Raw genomic sequence first — 15,761 nt, 5'->3', positions numbered from 1 at the left:
AGAACGCGCAGATCGAGTAGTTGCATACGAAGGCCGTGCTTTCCGAAAGGAATGCGCGGCTTGTTCTCGTTTATGGACTGATCGAATAGGGGCTTATGGCTGGACGAATTCCACGCGTATTTATCAATGACTTGCTGGCTCGCACCGACATCGTCGATCTTATCGATGCACGGGTAAAGTTGAAGAAACAAGGCAAAAATTACCATGCGTGCTGTCCGTTCCATCATGAGAAAACACCCTCATTCACTGTTAACGGCGAAAAGCAGTTTTATCACTGTTTCGGCTGTGGCGCACATGGTAATGCTGTTGATTTCCTGATGAATTACGACAGACTCGAGTTTGTCGAAAGTATTGAGGAATTGGCCACCATGCATGGGCTGGAAGTGCCTTACGAGGCAGGAACCGGCACCACCCAGATCGAACGTCATCAACGACAAAGTCTTTATCAACTGATGGAAAGCCTTAGTGCATTCTATCAACAGTCACTCAAAGGCTCGAGCGCCAATCAAGCACGCGAATATCTTAAGAACCGCGGTTTGAGTGAAGAAATCATCCAACATTTTGCTATTGGTTTTGCCCCCCCAGGTTGGGACAATGCCTTAAAACGTTTTGGTCGTGATGGTGAGAGCCGCACCGCGCTGAACGATGCTGGAATGCTGGTGACTAATGATACAGGGCGGACTTACGATCGTTTTCGTGAGCGCGTCATGTTCCCTATCCGCGATAAGCGCGGGCGGGTTATCGCTTTTGGTGGGCGAATTCTGGGTGATGGAGTACCAAAGTATCTAAACTCCCCAGAAACAGAAATTTTTCATAAGGGTCGGCAGTTATACGGCTTGTATGAAGCGCAAGTGAATCATCCCAACCCCACGCGTTTACTCGTGGTGGAAGGTTATATGGATGTGGTAGCACTCGCGCAATTTGGCATTGATTATGCTGTTGCCTCACTGGGGACCGCGACCACTGCGGAGCATATTCAATTATTATTCCGCGCTACCGATAACGTAATTTGTTGTTACGACGGTGATCGGGCAGGTAGAGATGCCGCCTGGCGAGCATTAGAAACGGCGCTGCCCTATCTAAATGACGGGCGTCAGCTACGCTTTATGTTTTTGCCCGACGGCGAAGACCCAGACACTCTGGTACGTAAAGAAGGGAAAGATGCATTTGAACAGCGGATGGAAGTGGCGCAACCACTCTCAACCTTCTTGTTCGAAACGTTGATGCCACAGGTGGATTTGAGCAGCCCCGACGGGCGCGCCAAGTTAAGCACTCTGGCACTACCTTTAATCAGTCAGGTACCTGGTGAGACCTTGCGTCTTTATCTGCGTCAGCAACTGGGTAATAAGTTAGGCCTGCTTGATGATAGCCAGCTCGATAAACTGATGCCAAAACAGGCTGAAAACACGAATACCTACCAACCGCCCCAGCTAAAACGCACAACCATGCGTATACTTATAGGGCTACTGGTACAAAACCCACAACTGGCTACACTTATTCCCTCACTACAGGGCGTCGAACAAGCCAAGTTAGCAGGTTTACCGTTATTTATTGAGTTGGTTGATACTTGTCTGGCCCAGCCGGGACTGACAACCGGGCAGTTACTGGAACTGTATCGGGATAATAAATTCAGCCAACAGCTTGAAACTCTCGCAACATGGAACCACATGATTGTTGAGGATATGGTCGAACCGACTTTTGTCGACACGCTAGCGAGCCTGTATGACTCCATCTTGGAGCAACGCCAGGAAACCCTGATAGCGCGTGAACGGACACATGGATTAAACGCCGAAGAACGTAAAGAGCTTTGGTCTTTGAATCTGGCATTAGCCAGAAAAAAATGAAACACCCAACGGCTTAATTGCCGATAAATGTGGGGGCGACTCCCCGCAATATGCCGCCATAGCGGGCAGCGGCGACAAAAAAAGGCCCCAAATGCTATTGTTGGCGGTTTCGCCGACCGACACCAACCCAAATACTCTGAAGTGTGGATACCGTCTTATGGAGCAAAACCCGCAGTCACAGCTAAAGCTACTTGTCACCCGTGGTAAGGAGCAAGGCTATCTGACCTATGCTGAGGTCAATGACCATCTGCCGGAAGATATCGTCGATTCCGATCAGATCGAAGACATCATCCAGATGATTAATGACATGGGCATCCAAGTGCTGGAAGAAGCACCTGATGCCGATGATTTGATGCTGGCCGAGAACACCACTGATACCGACGATGACGCGGCAGAAGCTGCTGCGCAGGTGTTATCCAGTGTTGAATCCGAAATCGGGCGTACTACCGACCCGGTGCGTATGTACATGCGTGAAATGGGTACCGTTGAGCTGTTAACACGTGAAGGCGAGATTGATATCGCCAAACGTATTGAAGACGGTATCAATCAGGTTCAGTGTTCAGTTGCTGAATACCCTGAAGCGATTACTTATCTGTTAGAACAATATGATCGCGTTGAAGCGGGTGAAGCCCGTTTATCTGACCTGATCAACGGCTTTGTTGATCCAAACGCCGAAGAAGATATTGCGCCGACGGCGACTCACGTTGGTTCTGAATTATCCACCGCAGAGATGGATGATGACGACGACGAAGATGAAGACGAAGACGAAGAAGAAGACGACAACAGCATCGATCCAGAGCTGGCACGCCAGAAATTCAGCGATTTGCGTGAGCAGTACGAAAACGCACGCATGGAAATCAAGAAAAATGGTCGTAGCCACGCCAATGCTGCTGCTGAAATTCTGAAGTTGTCTGAAGTGTTCAAACAGTTCCGCCTGGTACCGAAGCAATTCGACTATCTGGTCAACAACATGCGTACCATGATGGATCGCGTTCGTACTCAAGAACGTATCATCATGAAGCTGTGTGTTGAGCAGTGCAAAATGCCGAAGAAAAACTTCGTTACTCTGTTTGCCAGCAATGAAACCAGCGACACTTGGTTTGCAGCAGCCATTGCGATGGGTAAACCATGGTCTGAAAAACTGAAAGATGTCTCGGATGATGTTCAACGTAGCTTGCAGAAACTGCGCCAGATCGAAGAAGAAACCGGTCTGACAATTGAGCAAGTGAAAGATATCAACCGCCGTATGTCTATCGGTGAAGCGAAAGCGCGCCGTGCCAAGAAAGAAATGGTTGAAGCTAACCTGCGTTTGGTTATCTCTATTGCGAAAAAATACACCAACCGTGGTCTGCAATTCCTCGATTTAATTCAGGAAGGCAATATCGGTCTGATGAAAGCAGTAGATAAGTTCGAATACCGCCGTGGTTATAAGTTCTCAACTTACGCAACGTGGTGGATTCGTCAGGCTATTACCCGCTCTATCGCGGACCAGGCGCGTACCATTCGTATTCCGGTACATATGATTGAGACGATTAACAAACTCAACCGTATCTCACGCCAGATGCTGCAAGAGATGGGCCGTGAGCCAACGCCGGAAGAACTGGCTGAACGCATGCTAATGCCGGAAGACAAGATCCGTAAAGTGCTGAAGATTGCCAAAGAGCCAATCTCAATGGAAACCCCGATCGGTGATGATGAAGATTCACATCTGGGCGATTTCATTGAAGATACCACTCTGGAACTACCGCTGGACTCTGCAACGTCAGAGAGCCTGCGCTCTGCCACTCACGATGTGTTAGCTGGCCTGACCGCTCGTGAAGCGAAAGTTCTGCGTATGCGTTTCGGTATCGATATGAACACTGACCACACTCTGGAAGAAGTGGGCAAACAGTTCGACGTAACCCGTGAGCGTATTCGTCAGATCGAAGCCAAGGCATTGCGTAAACTGCGCCATCCAAGCCGCTCTGAAGTGTTGCGCAGCTTCCTGGACGATTAATCGTTAGCGACAGCAGCAAACACACAAAAACCCCGGCATGCCGGGGTTTTTCTTTTTAGCCGAAAAAAACCTATCCCCAAGCTAAAATCTGCATACAATCACCTGCTATGTACGTAAAAAACCTTAAATTTGTGCATAAAACAGCCATCTAATTTATCAGCTCTAGACCGCAGGATAAAAACTACCGTATAATCAGCGCCCAAGTCTGGCCCCTTAGCTCAGTTGGTTAGAGCACGCGACTCATAATCGCTTGGTCGCTGGTTCAAGTCCAGCAGGGGCCACCAAATAAAACAAGGAGTTAGATGAAAAATCATCTGACTCCTTTTTCGTTTTATACGGATCTGGTCAGGTAATGGGTCAGGTAAGGAATTACCTCCCTGCCCTCTTCATCTCGCTGCCAGCATCCCCGGATAGTGCTTCGCCACGATATCATTCATCTTTTCTGTCAGATCGCACCGTTTAAAAGTGATGTGCGCTGTTCCCTTCTGAAAGTAACGGATACTGAAAAAATCATCTTCGTAAACATCCTTTGAAGGGTTGTCCCGAATATGATCCATCAACCGTGTAGTGACATCGCCACGGTTGTCGGGTATCGGTTTGCCATCGAGCAGAAACAACATTCTCTCCAGGTCCGCTAGTTGATCCCGCCGCCAGCCCCAGTTCAGACTAAATCCCCAGCGGTTATGCGTAACCAGATTGTTGACGATGATGATGATCTTTTTACCAAAGCTACAGGGACTATTGGTTTTATAATCCCACGACAGACCTTTGAACACGTTGATGATGCCACGTTCGAAGACATCCATTTTGTTCAGATGTAACTGCTCAAAGGTGCTGAGAATATTCGCCTCGCTGATTGCAGGAAGGTCGCCCTCCTCCAGGTTCTTATGCCACTGGTCACGGGCCTGAGCATCCATCAAGGCCATCATGCCGGACTTCAGCATCAAATCGCGCCAGATACTGCGGTCAATATTGCGGGTGATGGCAGGCATCGCTTTATCAACCTTCTCAGTCAGCCAGCTATCGTAGCGGTGCCCGGACTTCATCGCCCAATCTTGCGCTGTGCCACCGCCAATTTCTGAGGTCAGCCGTGAAATGTCATCAAGCTGTTGAATGAGTTGTTCGATCTGTTTTAGTGCGGAATCGCGTCCAGTGACTACACGTTCGATACTGGTCGAACAGATGAGTTCGTTGTGTTCCGTTAATACATCGGGTTCTGTTTGCATCGTCAATCGTCCATAAAAGCAAACACGCCTGCCGGGAGTGGCAGGCGCATTATGCGATGAATAAAAAGGGTGGGAAGTTCAGAGGTAAAAATCAGGAACGAAGCTCGAAGAATTTACGTATTCATTAATCCGGTAGCTCGCTTTGCTCTGAGAATATCGGTAGCGGTCAGGAACGGTGTCTGCTGCTGCCAGGTGAATCCTTTGCGGTCAGTACGCACCAACTCATAACGTTCCACCAGGAAATTCACTGCATCCGCAAGCGTTATTCCCGCTTCGATATGTTCCTGTATGGATGCGTCATCATGAAATGGCGTATCGTTAAGCGTCAGGCCGTAATGGTGTTCCAGCAGATACGTTAACAGTTGCTGCCAGACCTGCACGGGCGACAGACGTGACGAAACCAGCACCGTGGCCGGTACAGTTGAGATTTGCATGAGTTGAGTCTCTCAATAAAGGTAGAAAATGTTTGAAGGGTTACGATGCAGGGATGATGTTAAAAATCAGGCTTTAACCAGATTTGAGGGATAAATTGCGATATATACATACCCATAACTACCCAGCGTGTCGGCTTCACAGGTTAACCCGTTACGGTACAGTGTGACGCAGTGCGCGCACCAAGGATTCAACTCACCGGAGAGCAGCATCAATTCCATATGCGCGACAAAATGCGGAAAGGCTTCCTCCAGATCTCGGGCCTGCATCTCGCTGAACGAAACGTTGAATCCTGCCCGGTCCGCCAGAAAATGCAGACGATGACCTTCCTGCACCAGTCGGGCTCCGAAGCACGGAGTGATGTCTCGTTTAAGACCCCATGTCTGGGTAGCGTCTTTATTCATTATTCTATTCCTGTTAAATAAGGCCATGTTCGGCGAATGAGAATATTTGCCTGCCGCCGACAATCAGATGGTCTGGCACCCGGATTTCGACCAGCATCAGCGCCTGTACCAGTCGCTGGGTAATGGCCTTGTCTGCCTGGCTCGGGGCGACCTCCCCGGACGGGTGATTGTGGGCAAATATCACTGCCGCTGCATTAAAGTACAGCGCACGTTTTACCACCTCACGGGGATGGACTTCGGTGTGACTGAGTGTGCCGGTGAACAGCGTTTCGTGGGCAAGCAGCTGGTTCTGGTTGTTGAGATACAGCACGACAAACTCCTCCCGCTCAAGGGTGCCCATCTTTAGCCTAAGCCAGTCGCGGGCAGCCTGTGTGGAGGTGAATGCAACACCTGGCTCGCGCAGATGCTGGTCAAGCAGACTCAGGGCTCGCTTAATCGTGCGCAGTGAGGTCAACGGCAGTTCCGGTGTAGAGAGAGTCAGTTGTTTCTCCATGGCAAAACTCCTTAATCAAAGGTAGTAAGGATGGCATTGGATTCGGTACGGTAGACGTCGTGGCTATATTCGAGCAGGCAGATGGCAATACGAGTGCAAAATGCATGAGAAAACGAAGTCAATAATGACCCAGTGACTTATACCCAATCACAGTGTTAAATCCCGCAATCCAATGAGGATGCGGGAGGATGCATGGGGATAATATCTATCTGAAAAAGTTTAGAAAAATGGATTTGTTCCGAGACCTATTATGAAATTTTTTCGTTCAGATACTTCTCGGATACGATCGTCTGCTGAGTGCCAGAAGCGGAAGTTACGAGCATCATGATGTACGAAACGGGGAGATTACCATTTGACCTATTTATTCTAATCTTACAAAGTACGTACTGATTTAACGTCAGTTTTGTGAGGTTAAGGGAAATGTCGTTAGAAGAAACAAAGGGCAAGTTGCTAAATGCAAGTGAAATGGCAGAAGATCTGCTTGCTTTAGTTAGTGATTTATATGTCCAAGAATTACATACCAAAGAAACAAGTTTGGTATTGGCGCTTTCTGAACTCCATAACTCTGGTGTGATTGATATCATCAATATAGTAAGAAGTGTTGATAAAAACTCCTGCGGAAGAGATTTTTTCACCATTCTAAATGCCTTTGAAAACGTGCTACCTTCGCTAGATGCAAGGATTGAGGATGTTCTTCATTGTCTGGTTCACCTGGCGCAACAGGCCGGTAGAGATGCAGCTGTAGGAGGGATTTATAAAGCCTATGAACATTACTGTAGCGTGGAAGTGCAACGCTCTAGAAATAGCATTGGATTTATCCTTGCACAAAGTGAGTTGAATGCCTACGCCCCCTTTCTGTCCAGTTCGCTCCTCGCATACGGATCAGATAGTGTAATAGAAGCTATCCACACGACAGAATGCCTGATTGCTAATAGAAATGAAGTGGTCAGAAACCAAGCCTATTTTACTTTGGGAATGTTAGATGTAGATGGAAAAAAGGCCGACACCATTTGGGAGCTAATCAGAAGCAATGCTTTTAGCGAGAGTGACAGTGATTGTTGTGCTTCGATATTGAGGGCAACACTTCAATTCGGGGGGAAATTCCCATCTTACTGGCCACAAATAGAAGAGTTTTTACTTATTTTTGTTAAGAGGGAATCTACAGAGGTTCTTTATATAATATCAAACATTGTAGCCTTTCATTGGGTTGCTCTTCCAGAGAGCATTCTTCATCTCATGCTTAAACAGTTCAATAATGTATCCTGTGAGCACAAAGGCATTATAGATAATATCGATCATATATTGGTTAGACTAGTTAAGAAAGGGGAGCGCTCCCTTGCTGTAGAATTATTGGAGTCAATCTTAGCTGTAGGTGTTACATTTAAATCATTGGACTATTTCTCTAACGAGTTAATTAATAAGTATAAAGAATTACTCAATCACCTCATTACAAAGTGGCTTCTAAATGGAGAAGCACTTTTTTGCCAAAGGATTTTGGAATTGATTCATGATGCCACGGAAAAGGAAATTGAGCTAAAGGCAGAAACGACATTGCTAGATAATGATGTGAAGCAAGTTTTCATTAGTCGCAAGGTCATGGGGTGGTTATTTACAAGACCCATTGAAACCGCAAGATTCATTCTGTCCATTTCAGAGATTGCCTCGGCAAACACAATTAAGAAACTTGAAGATATTTTGTATTACCCTTTGCTTTTAAGTTATCCAAGAGAGCTCACGAGATTCTTTCAGTCATGTATTGATAACGGCATTCAGGAACATCTATGTGGACGCTTACTTGAAAAGCATAAATTCCATCAGATCGGTATTGAAAAGGCATCTGAAATAAATGAACTAAAAACTCCCACCGAAAATTTGAGAGCTTATTGGAAAGATTTTGACAAAAGCATGCAAAAGGCTCACGAAGAAGCATCGGAATCTTCATTTTTTAGAATGTTTTCTAAACCTAAAATTTTATTGTATGGAAACAGTTCGATTTATTACCTGCATCAAGTCGATGGGGATTCCGTGCGGCAGGAAATGCAAATGCAGACCTTTTCTCAATCTACTGAAATACCAAGATTGAATGTTGTAGATCCCGTATCGTTAGATTATTTTTTGATAAAATGCCGTGCTGAGAGAATGAAAGATGAAATTAATTCTTAAGCAGTACCTAGCTTCGTTAAAAGAAAGAGCAGAATTAGATGCTATATTGCCAGATTTATTGAGCAGTATGGAAATGAATGTGTTTATTTCACCAACTCGTGGAGTTAAAGAATATGGAGTTGATATAGCTGCTGTAGGCCGAGTGAGTGGTGAAGAAAAAAAAGTTTATTTATTCTCTGTAAAATCTGGAAACCTTACGCGTGAAACTTGGAATGGTAACGCAGATCAAGCCCTCAGACCTTCTTTAGATGAAATTCAGGATTCATTTATTCCAAGTCGTTTACCACCCGAACATAGAGATAAGAAAATAGTTATTTGCTTATGCTTTGGTGGAGATGTTAGTTCAGGAATCAGGCAAGAGGTGTCTGGATATGAAGCACGAAACACCCAAGGTAATATTTCTTTTGAAGAGTGGAATGGCGATAAATTATCTGAGTTAATTCAACAGCATTTGTTGAAAGAAGAGTTATTGCCTAGTTCCAGTCAGGCCTTATTAAGAAAATCTTTGGCTCTTCTTGAAGAACCCGAGAGTGCGAGCAATTACTTCTCATTATTAATTAATGATGTTCTGGTAAGCGCTATTGATCAAGATTCTGTTGCATCGTCGATAACAAGGATAAACGTCTGTTTATGGGTTTTATTTTCGTGGTGCCGTGATGGTGGGAATTTAGAATCTGCCTACCTTTCATCAGAGCGAGCATTGCTGTTGGCTTGGGATAAAGTTAAAGATCATTACACTGGAAGGAACCGGTCTTCAAAATCATTTGATAGCATTTTAGATACCTACCAACAAATCTCTGATTGCTATATCGAACGCTGCTTAAGTCCGTATGTGGAATTTAAATATGCTCTATCTCATGCGGTTCACTCCCCATGTTCTATTGATGTGAACTTTAAACTTTTTGATGTGCTAGGACGTTTATCTATCAAGGGACACTGGATTTTAGACTTACTGACTAAGAATTATGCAGAAAACCCGCCTATTGATGGAGAAAGCAAAGAACAAGAAAAGCTATCTATACGGCTCAGGGAGATAACAAAATTAATTAATCTATTGGTTATTAATAATCCGACGCTGCTCTCACCACAAAAAGATTCGCAGGCAATAGATATTGGGTTGGCTCTATCGTTGCTTTCAAATAATTCAGAGCTCGATGAATTCGTGGGAAGTTGGCTATCGGAAATGGTTAATAGATGCATATTCTCTTTTGATAGCAATGGCATGTATCCAGTTACACATGACTCTTACGAAAAATTGCTTGACCATAGAAACAAAGATAAGTCTGACAATATTTATAAGAATAAAGTTACGGAGGCTAGTATTTTATATCCTCTATTAGCGGTCTTTTGCTCTCTGTATAAATTAGACTTTTTAAGCAAGGATTTGGAAGAATTTGCCTCTGAAAAACTCACACATAGCACGCTACAGTACTGGTATCCAAATCAACACAGTGAACAGAGCATGTACTCAAACTCAGACACACATGGCTCGGCGTCAACAGATTTCCCGATGAATGGACAATTAGCAATAAAACACATTGCACAAGAATGTGATAATGCTGATTCGTTTAAGAGAATGTCAGCCGTGATTAAAGGGAAAGCGCCATTGGTTCTAACCGCCTGTCGCTGTTACCGATACCCAGTTCCTTTCCATTATATTGAAGATTGGTTGGCAGATTCCACAGAGTAATCGATGTCTGCTTGTCGCTGTGAGTTCAACGGGTCGATGCAACGCTATCCTTAATCAAGGGGGGCGTTGGCTTGAAGCGTCATTTTCTATGATGTTCGCCAAGAGTGGCGGAGCTATAAAAAAACACTTTAGTCGGTATAATCTCTTTCCTGTTTTTCTTTTCGGTATCCAACATCATGAGCATGTCAGCATTACAACCGCAGATAGTTAAAGCAATGAAACCAAAACATGGAAAGGATTGGATGTTAGTCCGTGGAGACACGGTTTTCGTCCGCTTTTTAGCTCAAAATGATGATGGTAACTCTTTTGAAGTGCAGACACCAACGAGGCCCGAAGAGAGAATTCGCATAGGGGGTGGGGTGACTATTGGATACAAGCTGCCAGTAGACCAGAAGCTCCTTTTTTCGGTCGCTGAGACGTTAGCCCAAGAAAATCATCTTCAACCTGAGAATAAAGTAGACCGCTTTCAGAATAAATGCATCTCCATGTTTTCCATTACTATAGATCACGGCAAAACTATACAAGATGAGGTCAACGAGGAATGGGTCACTCGCTTCTTTGAGCTCTTCGATGCTCATGGGAGTTCGACGAATATTGTCGAACCTGGCATGGTCAATATTTATTCTGACCTATGTGTTGAGGATGGCGAAGACATTTGTCTGAGTGATGGTATGTACATGCGCCCGAACGGGACAATTTACGAACGTTGATAATGTAGGTACGAAAGCATAAATCAATTCCTGGTTGATAGCCGGGATATCACTTAACCATATCCGCATTGTCGGGTTCAATGGCTTTTATCTTCTGGGGGTAACGCAGCATTAACTCTAATGCTAACTCAGCATCCTGTGGATCATCCTTAGCACCGCTTGGCCAGAAGGTCTGCCAATAGCGGGCCAGTGACAACGCGTGCACAGGAAAAACAGTGACAAATGGGTACTTCTGGAGAGCATACACCACCGGGCCTTTCTTTAGTTCAAGGGCGATAGTGATCCCGCCTTTCATCTTTTGGTGCAATTCGTTGAGCCAGATACCAAGCGCTTCCGGAGTGTGTTCAACCACATGGAATATGCGCTCGCCGTTTTTAAATTGAACGCAGACATCGTGTTTTTATCAGCCCAGTCCAGACCAACGTGCGCAGCAAATTGATTAGTCACAGCTTAATAACTTCCCGATTTGCTGAGGATTCAGTGCCTGTTTGTGCTGTGTCTTTTCAGCTGGAAGGGCCTTGCGCACAGGCCATACTGGATCGTTACCAGCTCTAAGCCAACTCGTAAACTAATGAAACGGTGCGACGGGCTTCTGCGACAGCTGTCGGTGCTCCTCGTTTTGCAGTTTCCTGAAGAATTTTAAGAATCTGGTGCGGGGATGATTTCTGCCTTGTTTTTCATCTGCAACTACTCATTGGCGATAAGCTCAAAGGTGTTTGATGGTGTGAATGATCACATCGTTCTACCAACAACTTAAAGCCGATAATATTGCCAGCGTCCCTAGTCCTTTCCCGAAACCCTTTTCACATCCACGCTACCGCGTGGATGTCTGGTTTCACACCGTTTATTGCACAGCTTCACCTTGCTGAATAACAGAAATAACCTGTCTTGCAGCCGCAGAGAATGCCGCATTTAGCTGTTTCGACTGTGCGATAAGTTTTTCCAATAGCTTTTCATTACCGAGTTGCTGGCTTAAGAAGTCGGTGACATGGTTTATTTCTTTTAATCCACTAGCCCCGGATTCTTTCAGGGTTCTCAACTGTAGGTCTTTAATCTTCACGCGCAGTTGCTGAACACGATCAAGATCATCTTTCAGCGCCTTGTCATACAGTTTAAAGACGCTGGTTATCTTATCTGTATAGCCCGATGTAATGTTATGCCGCTTATTTTTTGACAGTAAGAAGTCATCAAAAGTCAGACCAGACGTCGCATAACGCCGTTTTCGCGTTGATGAGTATGCTGTTATTCCGGCGCAACTGATATCAGCCAGAGTCAGTTCATCGGCTACTGTTTCCATAATGGCTTCAGTATCTTCCTGGGATTTCACGTCTGCTTTGTTCAGAATGAGATACAGATCTTCGCCCCGGAAAGGTAACTGGCGAATAAACTCGATGTCTGTCTGTGAGATTGTTCCCGCAGGATCCAGACCAATCACCCAGATCATTGCAGAGCAGGGTTCAAGAAATTTTACGCTGGTGTCCTTGTCGGAAGCTTCGACCTGGCTACCAGTGCCGGGGTTATATCCAGGAGTATCGATAAGGCAGATATTCTCGAACAGAGCTTCGTCCATCGGCGCTTGCAGGCTGATAGTTGGCATAATGCTGCGAAGATCAAAGCCAAAAGCAGCGACGTAATCGTGTGAGAGTGCTTTGTAAATCTTATTACTCAGGGTCACGCAGCCACCATTGTGGGCATAGCCGCAAATGCGTGAGTACGGGGCGCAAACCACAAAGCTTGGAATCACTGTCACGGGGTTCATTCCGGTCGCCAGCCTAATGCTGCTGTCTTTAATAAAGCTGTTTATAAACTCCGATTTCCCGCTGCTGAACCCCCCAGCTACCCCGATGAGGGTTTTGCCCGACGCCGGTGGGAAGGCATTGGCCTGTTCGAGCTCGCTGGCGATTTTTTGCAGCGCCAGCAAGGCTCCCGCTTCATTTGCAAGCGACGACTCTTCTGCGGCGAATTCGGCGTAATTGTTGTTGAGCAAGTTGCGGAACGTATCAAGGCCAAGATTTTTGGCGGGGCTTGCCGCCAAAATGGATTGCACCAACGTGAAGCGTTCGTTCAGCGTCAGGCTATCCTGATAGAGCTGGGTATAATCCTGCTGTAGCTGCTGATGGGTGGTGTCCAGTTCGTGTTTTAACTCTTGCAAAACCTGCATATTGGCGCGGTTTTTTGAAAGCAATGCTTCCACTTCAATAACGCTTTCATTCAGCGAAGCAACCTGCTCTGTTAACTGCATATTGCGGCTGACCTGCTCAATGCGCTGCGCCTCAAGGTCATCTATTTTGGTGGTTAAAAAGTGCTTTTGTGCGTCCTGTGCCAGCTGATGACGTTGCGTCAGGTCGGAAATCTGCTCGCTGTGCTCCGTTTCCAGTAATGCCAGTCTTTCCTGGTGGCCCAGTGTCAGGTCTAATATCTGCTCATTCACCTGAGCTTCAAAATCACTCATCATCTGCGAAATGGCCGACGCCAGCGGTTTGCGCTTAAAGCACCAAAAATGGCTGAGGGTCTGAAGGTCGGTATAGATCGTCTGATTGATCTGCAGAGATTCTGTCATCATGCTTTCTCCTGCAATTGTGCGGAGAAACGCCTGAGGCGCTCAATGGTCTGGGTACCGTTTTCGACCTGGTTGGTGATTTGCAGAATTTTTAAATCCAGTTCATTGACGAAAACATCAGATATCGGTATCGACATCGACTTTTTCGCCTTCTCAAAAAAGCGCTCAATACTTCCGTAAACCTCGACACGAAATCTGGCCGAAAAATTATTGGCAAAATCAATATACTCTTCGGCAGGTGCGCCTTTTAATTTCCCACGCGGTTGTAATTCTGGGGGTAACGCAATTTCAGGGGAGAAAGAGGCCGGTTCGAGTTTTGAGAGAACAGTAAGTACCGTGTCTGCGATCATATTAGGATCACATTCACCTTCCAGTGTTTTATCAACAAGCGGCGTGATTTCCGAACTGATTTTTTTATCTAAATCACTGGTTTGTTTTTGGTATGCATGCTTTAATTTTTTGGAAAAATCATTCGTCACGCCTTGCAGCGCAGCATAAATCTGAGCGGTAAATACCACTTTACTGGTGCGGGTGATCGTTTCCGTACCGCCGCCCCACAGCTTACGAGCCAGCCAGTTTCCTGCGCCAGATTTATCACGGGTCTCCTCCGTGGTTTCGCTGGATGTTTGCTCGTCGATTGAATTATTGGCCTGCGTAAAGAGTTTATCTGCCTCGTTATTTAATCCGGTAGTGACCACGTGATAATACTGTTCTAAACAATTTCCGTAAGTGACATTGAGTTTTTTATCCAGCACGTCACGTTTTAACTGTAATTGTTTACGCTGTTTCGTCAGCGCGTCAAGGTCAGTGCTGTTGATGAGCGTAATACGCTGTTCAATTTGGTTTTGCAATTCTGCCATAAACGCGTTAAACGTCTGTTCTTTACGTGTCAATAATGCCTGCATTTTCTGCGCGATAATTTCATCTTTTTTCCGCCGTACCGCATCAAGTCTTTTAAGGATATTGTCGGTGTTCGCCAGCGCTGCCAGGCTGTTATGTGTTAATTCATTATTATCGGCGCTGAAAAAATCAGCGTAATCATGCGTAAGATTATCCCAGGTGATTTTTTCATTAGCATCCCAGCGGGTGGGATACTCAAGCCGTTGTGAAAGCCCATGCGCGACCCCTGAGCAATGCATCAAATGCTGCTCGGGCGAGCGAATAATAGCATTAAAGACGGTGCCGATTTCAGGGTAGCTGCGCTTGAGGCTGCTAAGAGTGGTGGATGCCCGCTGAGCGAGTAATTTTTTAATATTATCGAGTGCGTCGCTGATTCGGGGGCGTTTTTCACTGCCGTAAAGTTGCGTGTCGACCTGGCTTGCCAGCAACACCAGCTCCTGAACGCCCTCCTTAGCCGTAATTCTCCCCATCAGTTCCAGATCGTTTTCATTTAAAAACTGGCCGGTGGGGCTGACAATAAAGACCACGTCACAGGTTTTTAGCAGGTCAACCGTACGCGCTTCGCGGGATTGGACGGGATCGTTCATCCCCGGTGTATCGATAACGCAAATATCCTTAAGCGAATCAAGCGGCATGGCAATATGCACTACTTTGGTAAAAGGCATATATTTTCCGCTTGCGCCGACATAATTGAGCAATTCTGCGGAGAGGGCTTCCCGGCTTTCTGGCTCAATAGCCCCGACATGTTGTAGATCACTATGGCTCAGTCCTGACTGCTGCATGCGTTCAGTTTGATCAAAGGCAGCGCACAAGTCTGGCAGGGTATTCTGGATCTCAGCAAGAGCCTGTTTGTGAATGAGACTGGCTATTTTCTCTTCATCAAGTGGTTGCGATGTCGTCGCCCTTGCAGCAAAGTCTTCGTATTTCCGATCCTTTATTCTTTTCAGCTCATAGCGGTAGGTGTTCGCATTTAGTTCGATCTGCTTAATATCTTCGGGGGTAAAGAACTCAATGGTTGCGTGAAATGTTTCGCCCCAGGATAGTGTTGTCAGTGCTGCTGTCATGGGGGTTGCTGCTTTCGGCAGAATATTTTCCCCGTCGAAAAACAGGGCGTTCAATAGCGATGATTTTCCAGCCTTAACGCGTCCAACGACACCAATGTTCAGCTGGCGACCTTCTTTATTCAGATTCGTATAAGCGGCTTCCAGTGACGTGGCGTTATCAAGAAGGTGCTTATTCTTTAGCTGCTGAATTTCCTGCTCGAAAAGGTCATGTATATCAGGAAACAGGGCTTCGAGCCTGCGTGTCTTAGCGATCAGAGAGTGATAGTCCATATTCTTGCC

The 15,761-nt window shown here is 46.0% G+C and carries 11 protein-coding genes, 1 tRNA gene and 2 pseudogenes; 6 read left to right on the top strand and 8 right to left on the bottom strand.

Going from position 1 to position 15,761, the window contains the following annotated elements; genetic code table 11:
• The first annotated feature begins 95 nt into the window (after positions 1-95).
• The 3 genes from dnaG to EL015_RS02790 all read left to right on the top strand — a co-directional run bounded on the left by dnaG (position 96) and on the right by EL015_RS02790 (position 4,124).
• A complete protein-coding gene (dnaG, locus tag EL015_RS02800; protein WP_005190369.1) occupies positions 96-1,844 on the top strand; it encodes a DNA primase in 1,749 nt (582 codons plus the stop codon).
• A gap of 157 nt (positions 1,845-2,001) precedes the next feature.
• Positions 2,002-3,840, top strand: coding sequence for an RNA polymerase sigma factor RpoD (rpoD, locus tag EL015_RS02795; protein WP_005190373.1), 1,839 nt, complete (start codon positions 2,002-2,004; stop codon positions 3,838-3,840).
• A 207-nt stretch (positions 3,841-4,047) separates the two neighbouring features.
• Positions 4,048-4,124, top strand: a tRNA-Ile gene (locus EL015_RS02790).
• Positions 4,125-4,226: 102 nt separating this feature from the next.
• Here the strand turns inward: EL015_RS02790 and EL015_RS02785 are convergent.
• The 4 genes from EL015_RS02785 to radC form a co-directional block, all read right to left on the bottom strand.
• Complete coding sequence (locus EL015_RS02785) at positions 4,227-5,066, bottom strand: DUF4942 domain-containing protein (protein ID WP_005190376.1); 840 nt, start codon at positions 5,064-5,066, stop codon at positions 4,227-4,229.
• A gap of 113 nt (positions 5,067-5,179) precedes the next feature.
• On the bottom strand, positions 5,180-5,500 hold the full coding sequence (locus EL015_RS02780) for a TA system toxin CbtA family protein (RefSeq protein WP_005190380.1): 321 nt from the start codon (positions 5,498-5,500) through the stop codon (positions 5,180-5,182).
• Between the two features lie 66 nt (positions 5,501-5,566).
• On the bottom strand, positions 5,567-5,902 hold the full coding sequence (locus tag EL015_RS02775; protein WP_032907452.1) for a type IV toxin-antitoxin system YeeU family antitoxin: 336 nt from the start codon (positions 5,900-5,902) through the stop codon (positions 5,567-5,569).
• A gap of 13 nt (positions 5,903-5,915) precedes the next feature.
• Positions 5,916-6,395 (bottom strand): RadC family protein, encoded by a 480-nt coding sequence (gene radC, locus EL015_RS02770; RefSeq protein WP_005190387.1) that lies wholly within the window; start codon positions 6,393-6,395, stop codon positions 5,916-5,918.
• A 420-nt stretch (positions 6,396-6,815) separates the two neighbouring features.
• Between radC and EL015_RS02765 the strand changes: the two genes are divergently transcribed.
• The 3 genes from EL015_RS02765 (at position 6,816) to EL015_RS02755 (ending at position 10,958) form a co-directional block, all read left to right on the top strand.
• The gene (locus EL015_RS02765; protein WP_005190390.1) at positions 6,816-8,558 is read left to right on the top strand and encodes a hypothetical protein; all 1,743 of its coding nucleotides are present in this window, start codon (positions 6,816-6,818) and stop codon (positions 8,556-8,558) included.
• Positions 8,542-10,248 (top strand): hypothetical protein, encoded by a 1,707-nt coding sequence (locus EL015_RS02760; protein WP_032907453.1) that lies wholly within the window; start codon positions 8,542-8,544, stop codon positions 10,246-10,248. The genes EL015_RS02765 and EL015_RS02760 overlap by 17 nt, the downstream gene beginning before the upstream one ends.
• Positions 10,249-10,424: 176 nt before the next feature.
• Entirely contained in the window at positions 10,425-10,958 is a 534-nt protein-coding gene (locus tag EL015_RS02755) for a hypothetical protein (RefSeq protein WP_241971669.1), read from the top strand.
• A 58-nt stretch (positions 10,959-11,016) separates the two neighbouring features.
• Here EL015_RS02755 and EL015_RS02750 read toward each other — a convergent pair.
• From EL015_RS02750 to EL015_RS02735, 4 genes and pseudogenes are all read right to left on the bottom strand, one after another.
• A pseudogene (locus EL015_RS02750) lies at positions 11,017-11,405 on the bottom strand (IS110 family transposase); the annotation flags it as partial.
• Positions 11,404-11,617, bottom strand: a pseudogene (locus tag EL015_RS21855) (tyrosine-type recombinase/integrase); the annotation flags it as partial. The pseudogenes EL015_RS21855 and EL015_RS02750, both read right to left, overlap by 2 nt.
• 185 nt (positions 11,618-11,802) lie before the next feature.
• On the bottom strand, positions 11,803-13,521 hold the full coding sequence (locus EL015_RS02740; RefSeq protein ID WP_050413774.1) for a hypothetical protein: 1,719 nt from the start codon (positions 13,519-13,521) through the stop codon (positions 11,803-11,805).
• Positions 13,518-15,752 (bottom strand): dynamin family protein, encoded by a 2,235-nt coding sequence (locus EL015_RS02735; protein ID WP_005190401.1) that lies wholly within the window; start codon positions 15,750-15,752, stop codon positions 13,518-13,520. Before EL015_RS02735 ends, EL015_RS02740 begins: the two co-directional genes overlap by 4 nt.
• Positions 15,753-15,761 lie beyond the last annotated feature (9 nt).

The organism is Yersinia intermedia, assembly GCF_900635455.1.
GTDB classification, from domain to species: domain Bacteria; phylum Pseudomonadota; class Gammaproteobacteria; order Enterobacterales; family Enterobacteriaceae; genus Yersinia; species Yersinia intermedia.
This window is presented reverse-complemented; position numbering and strand designations above follow the sequence as displayed.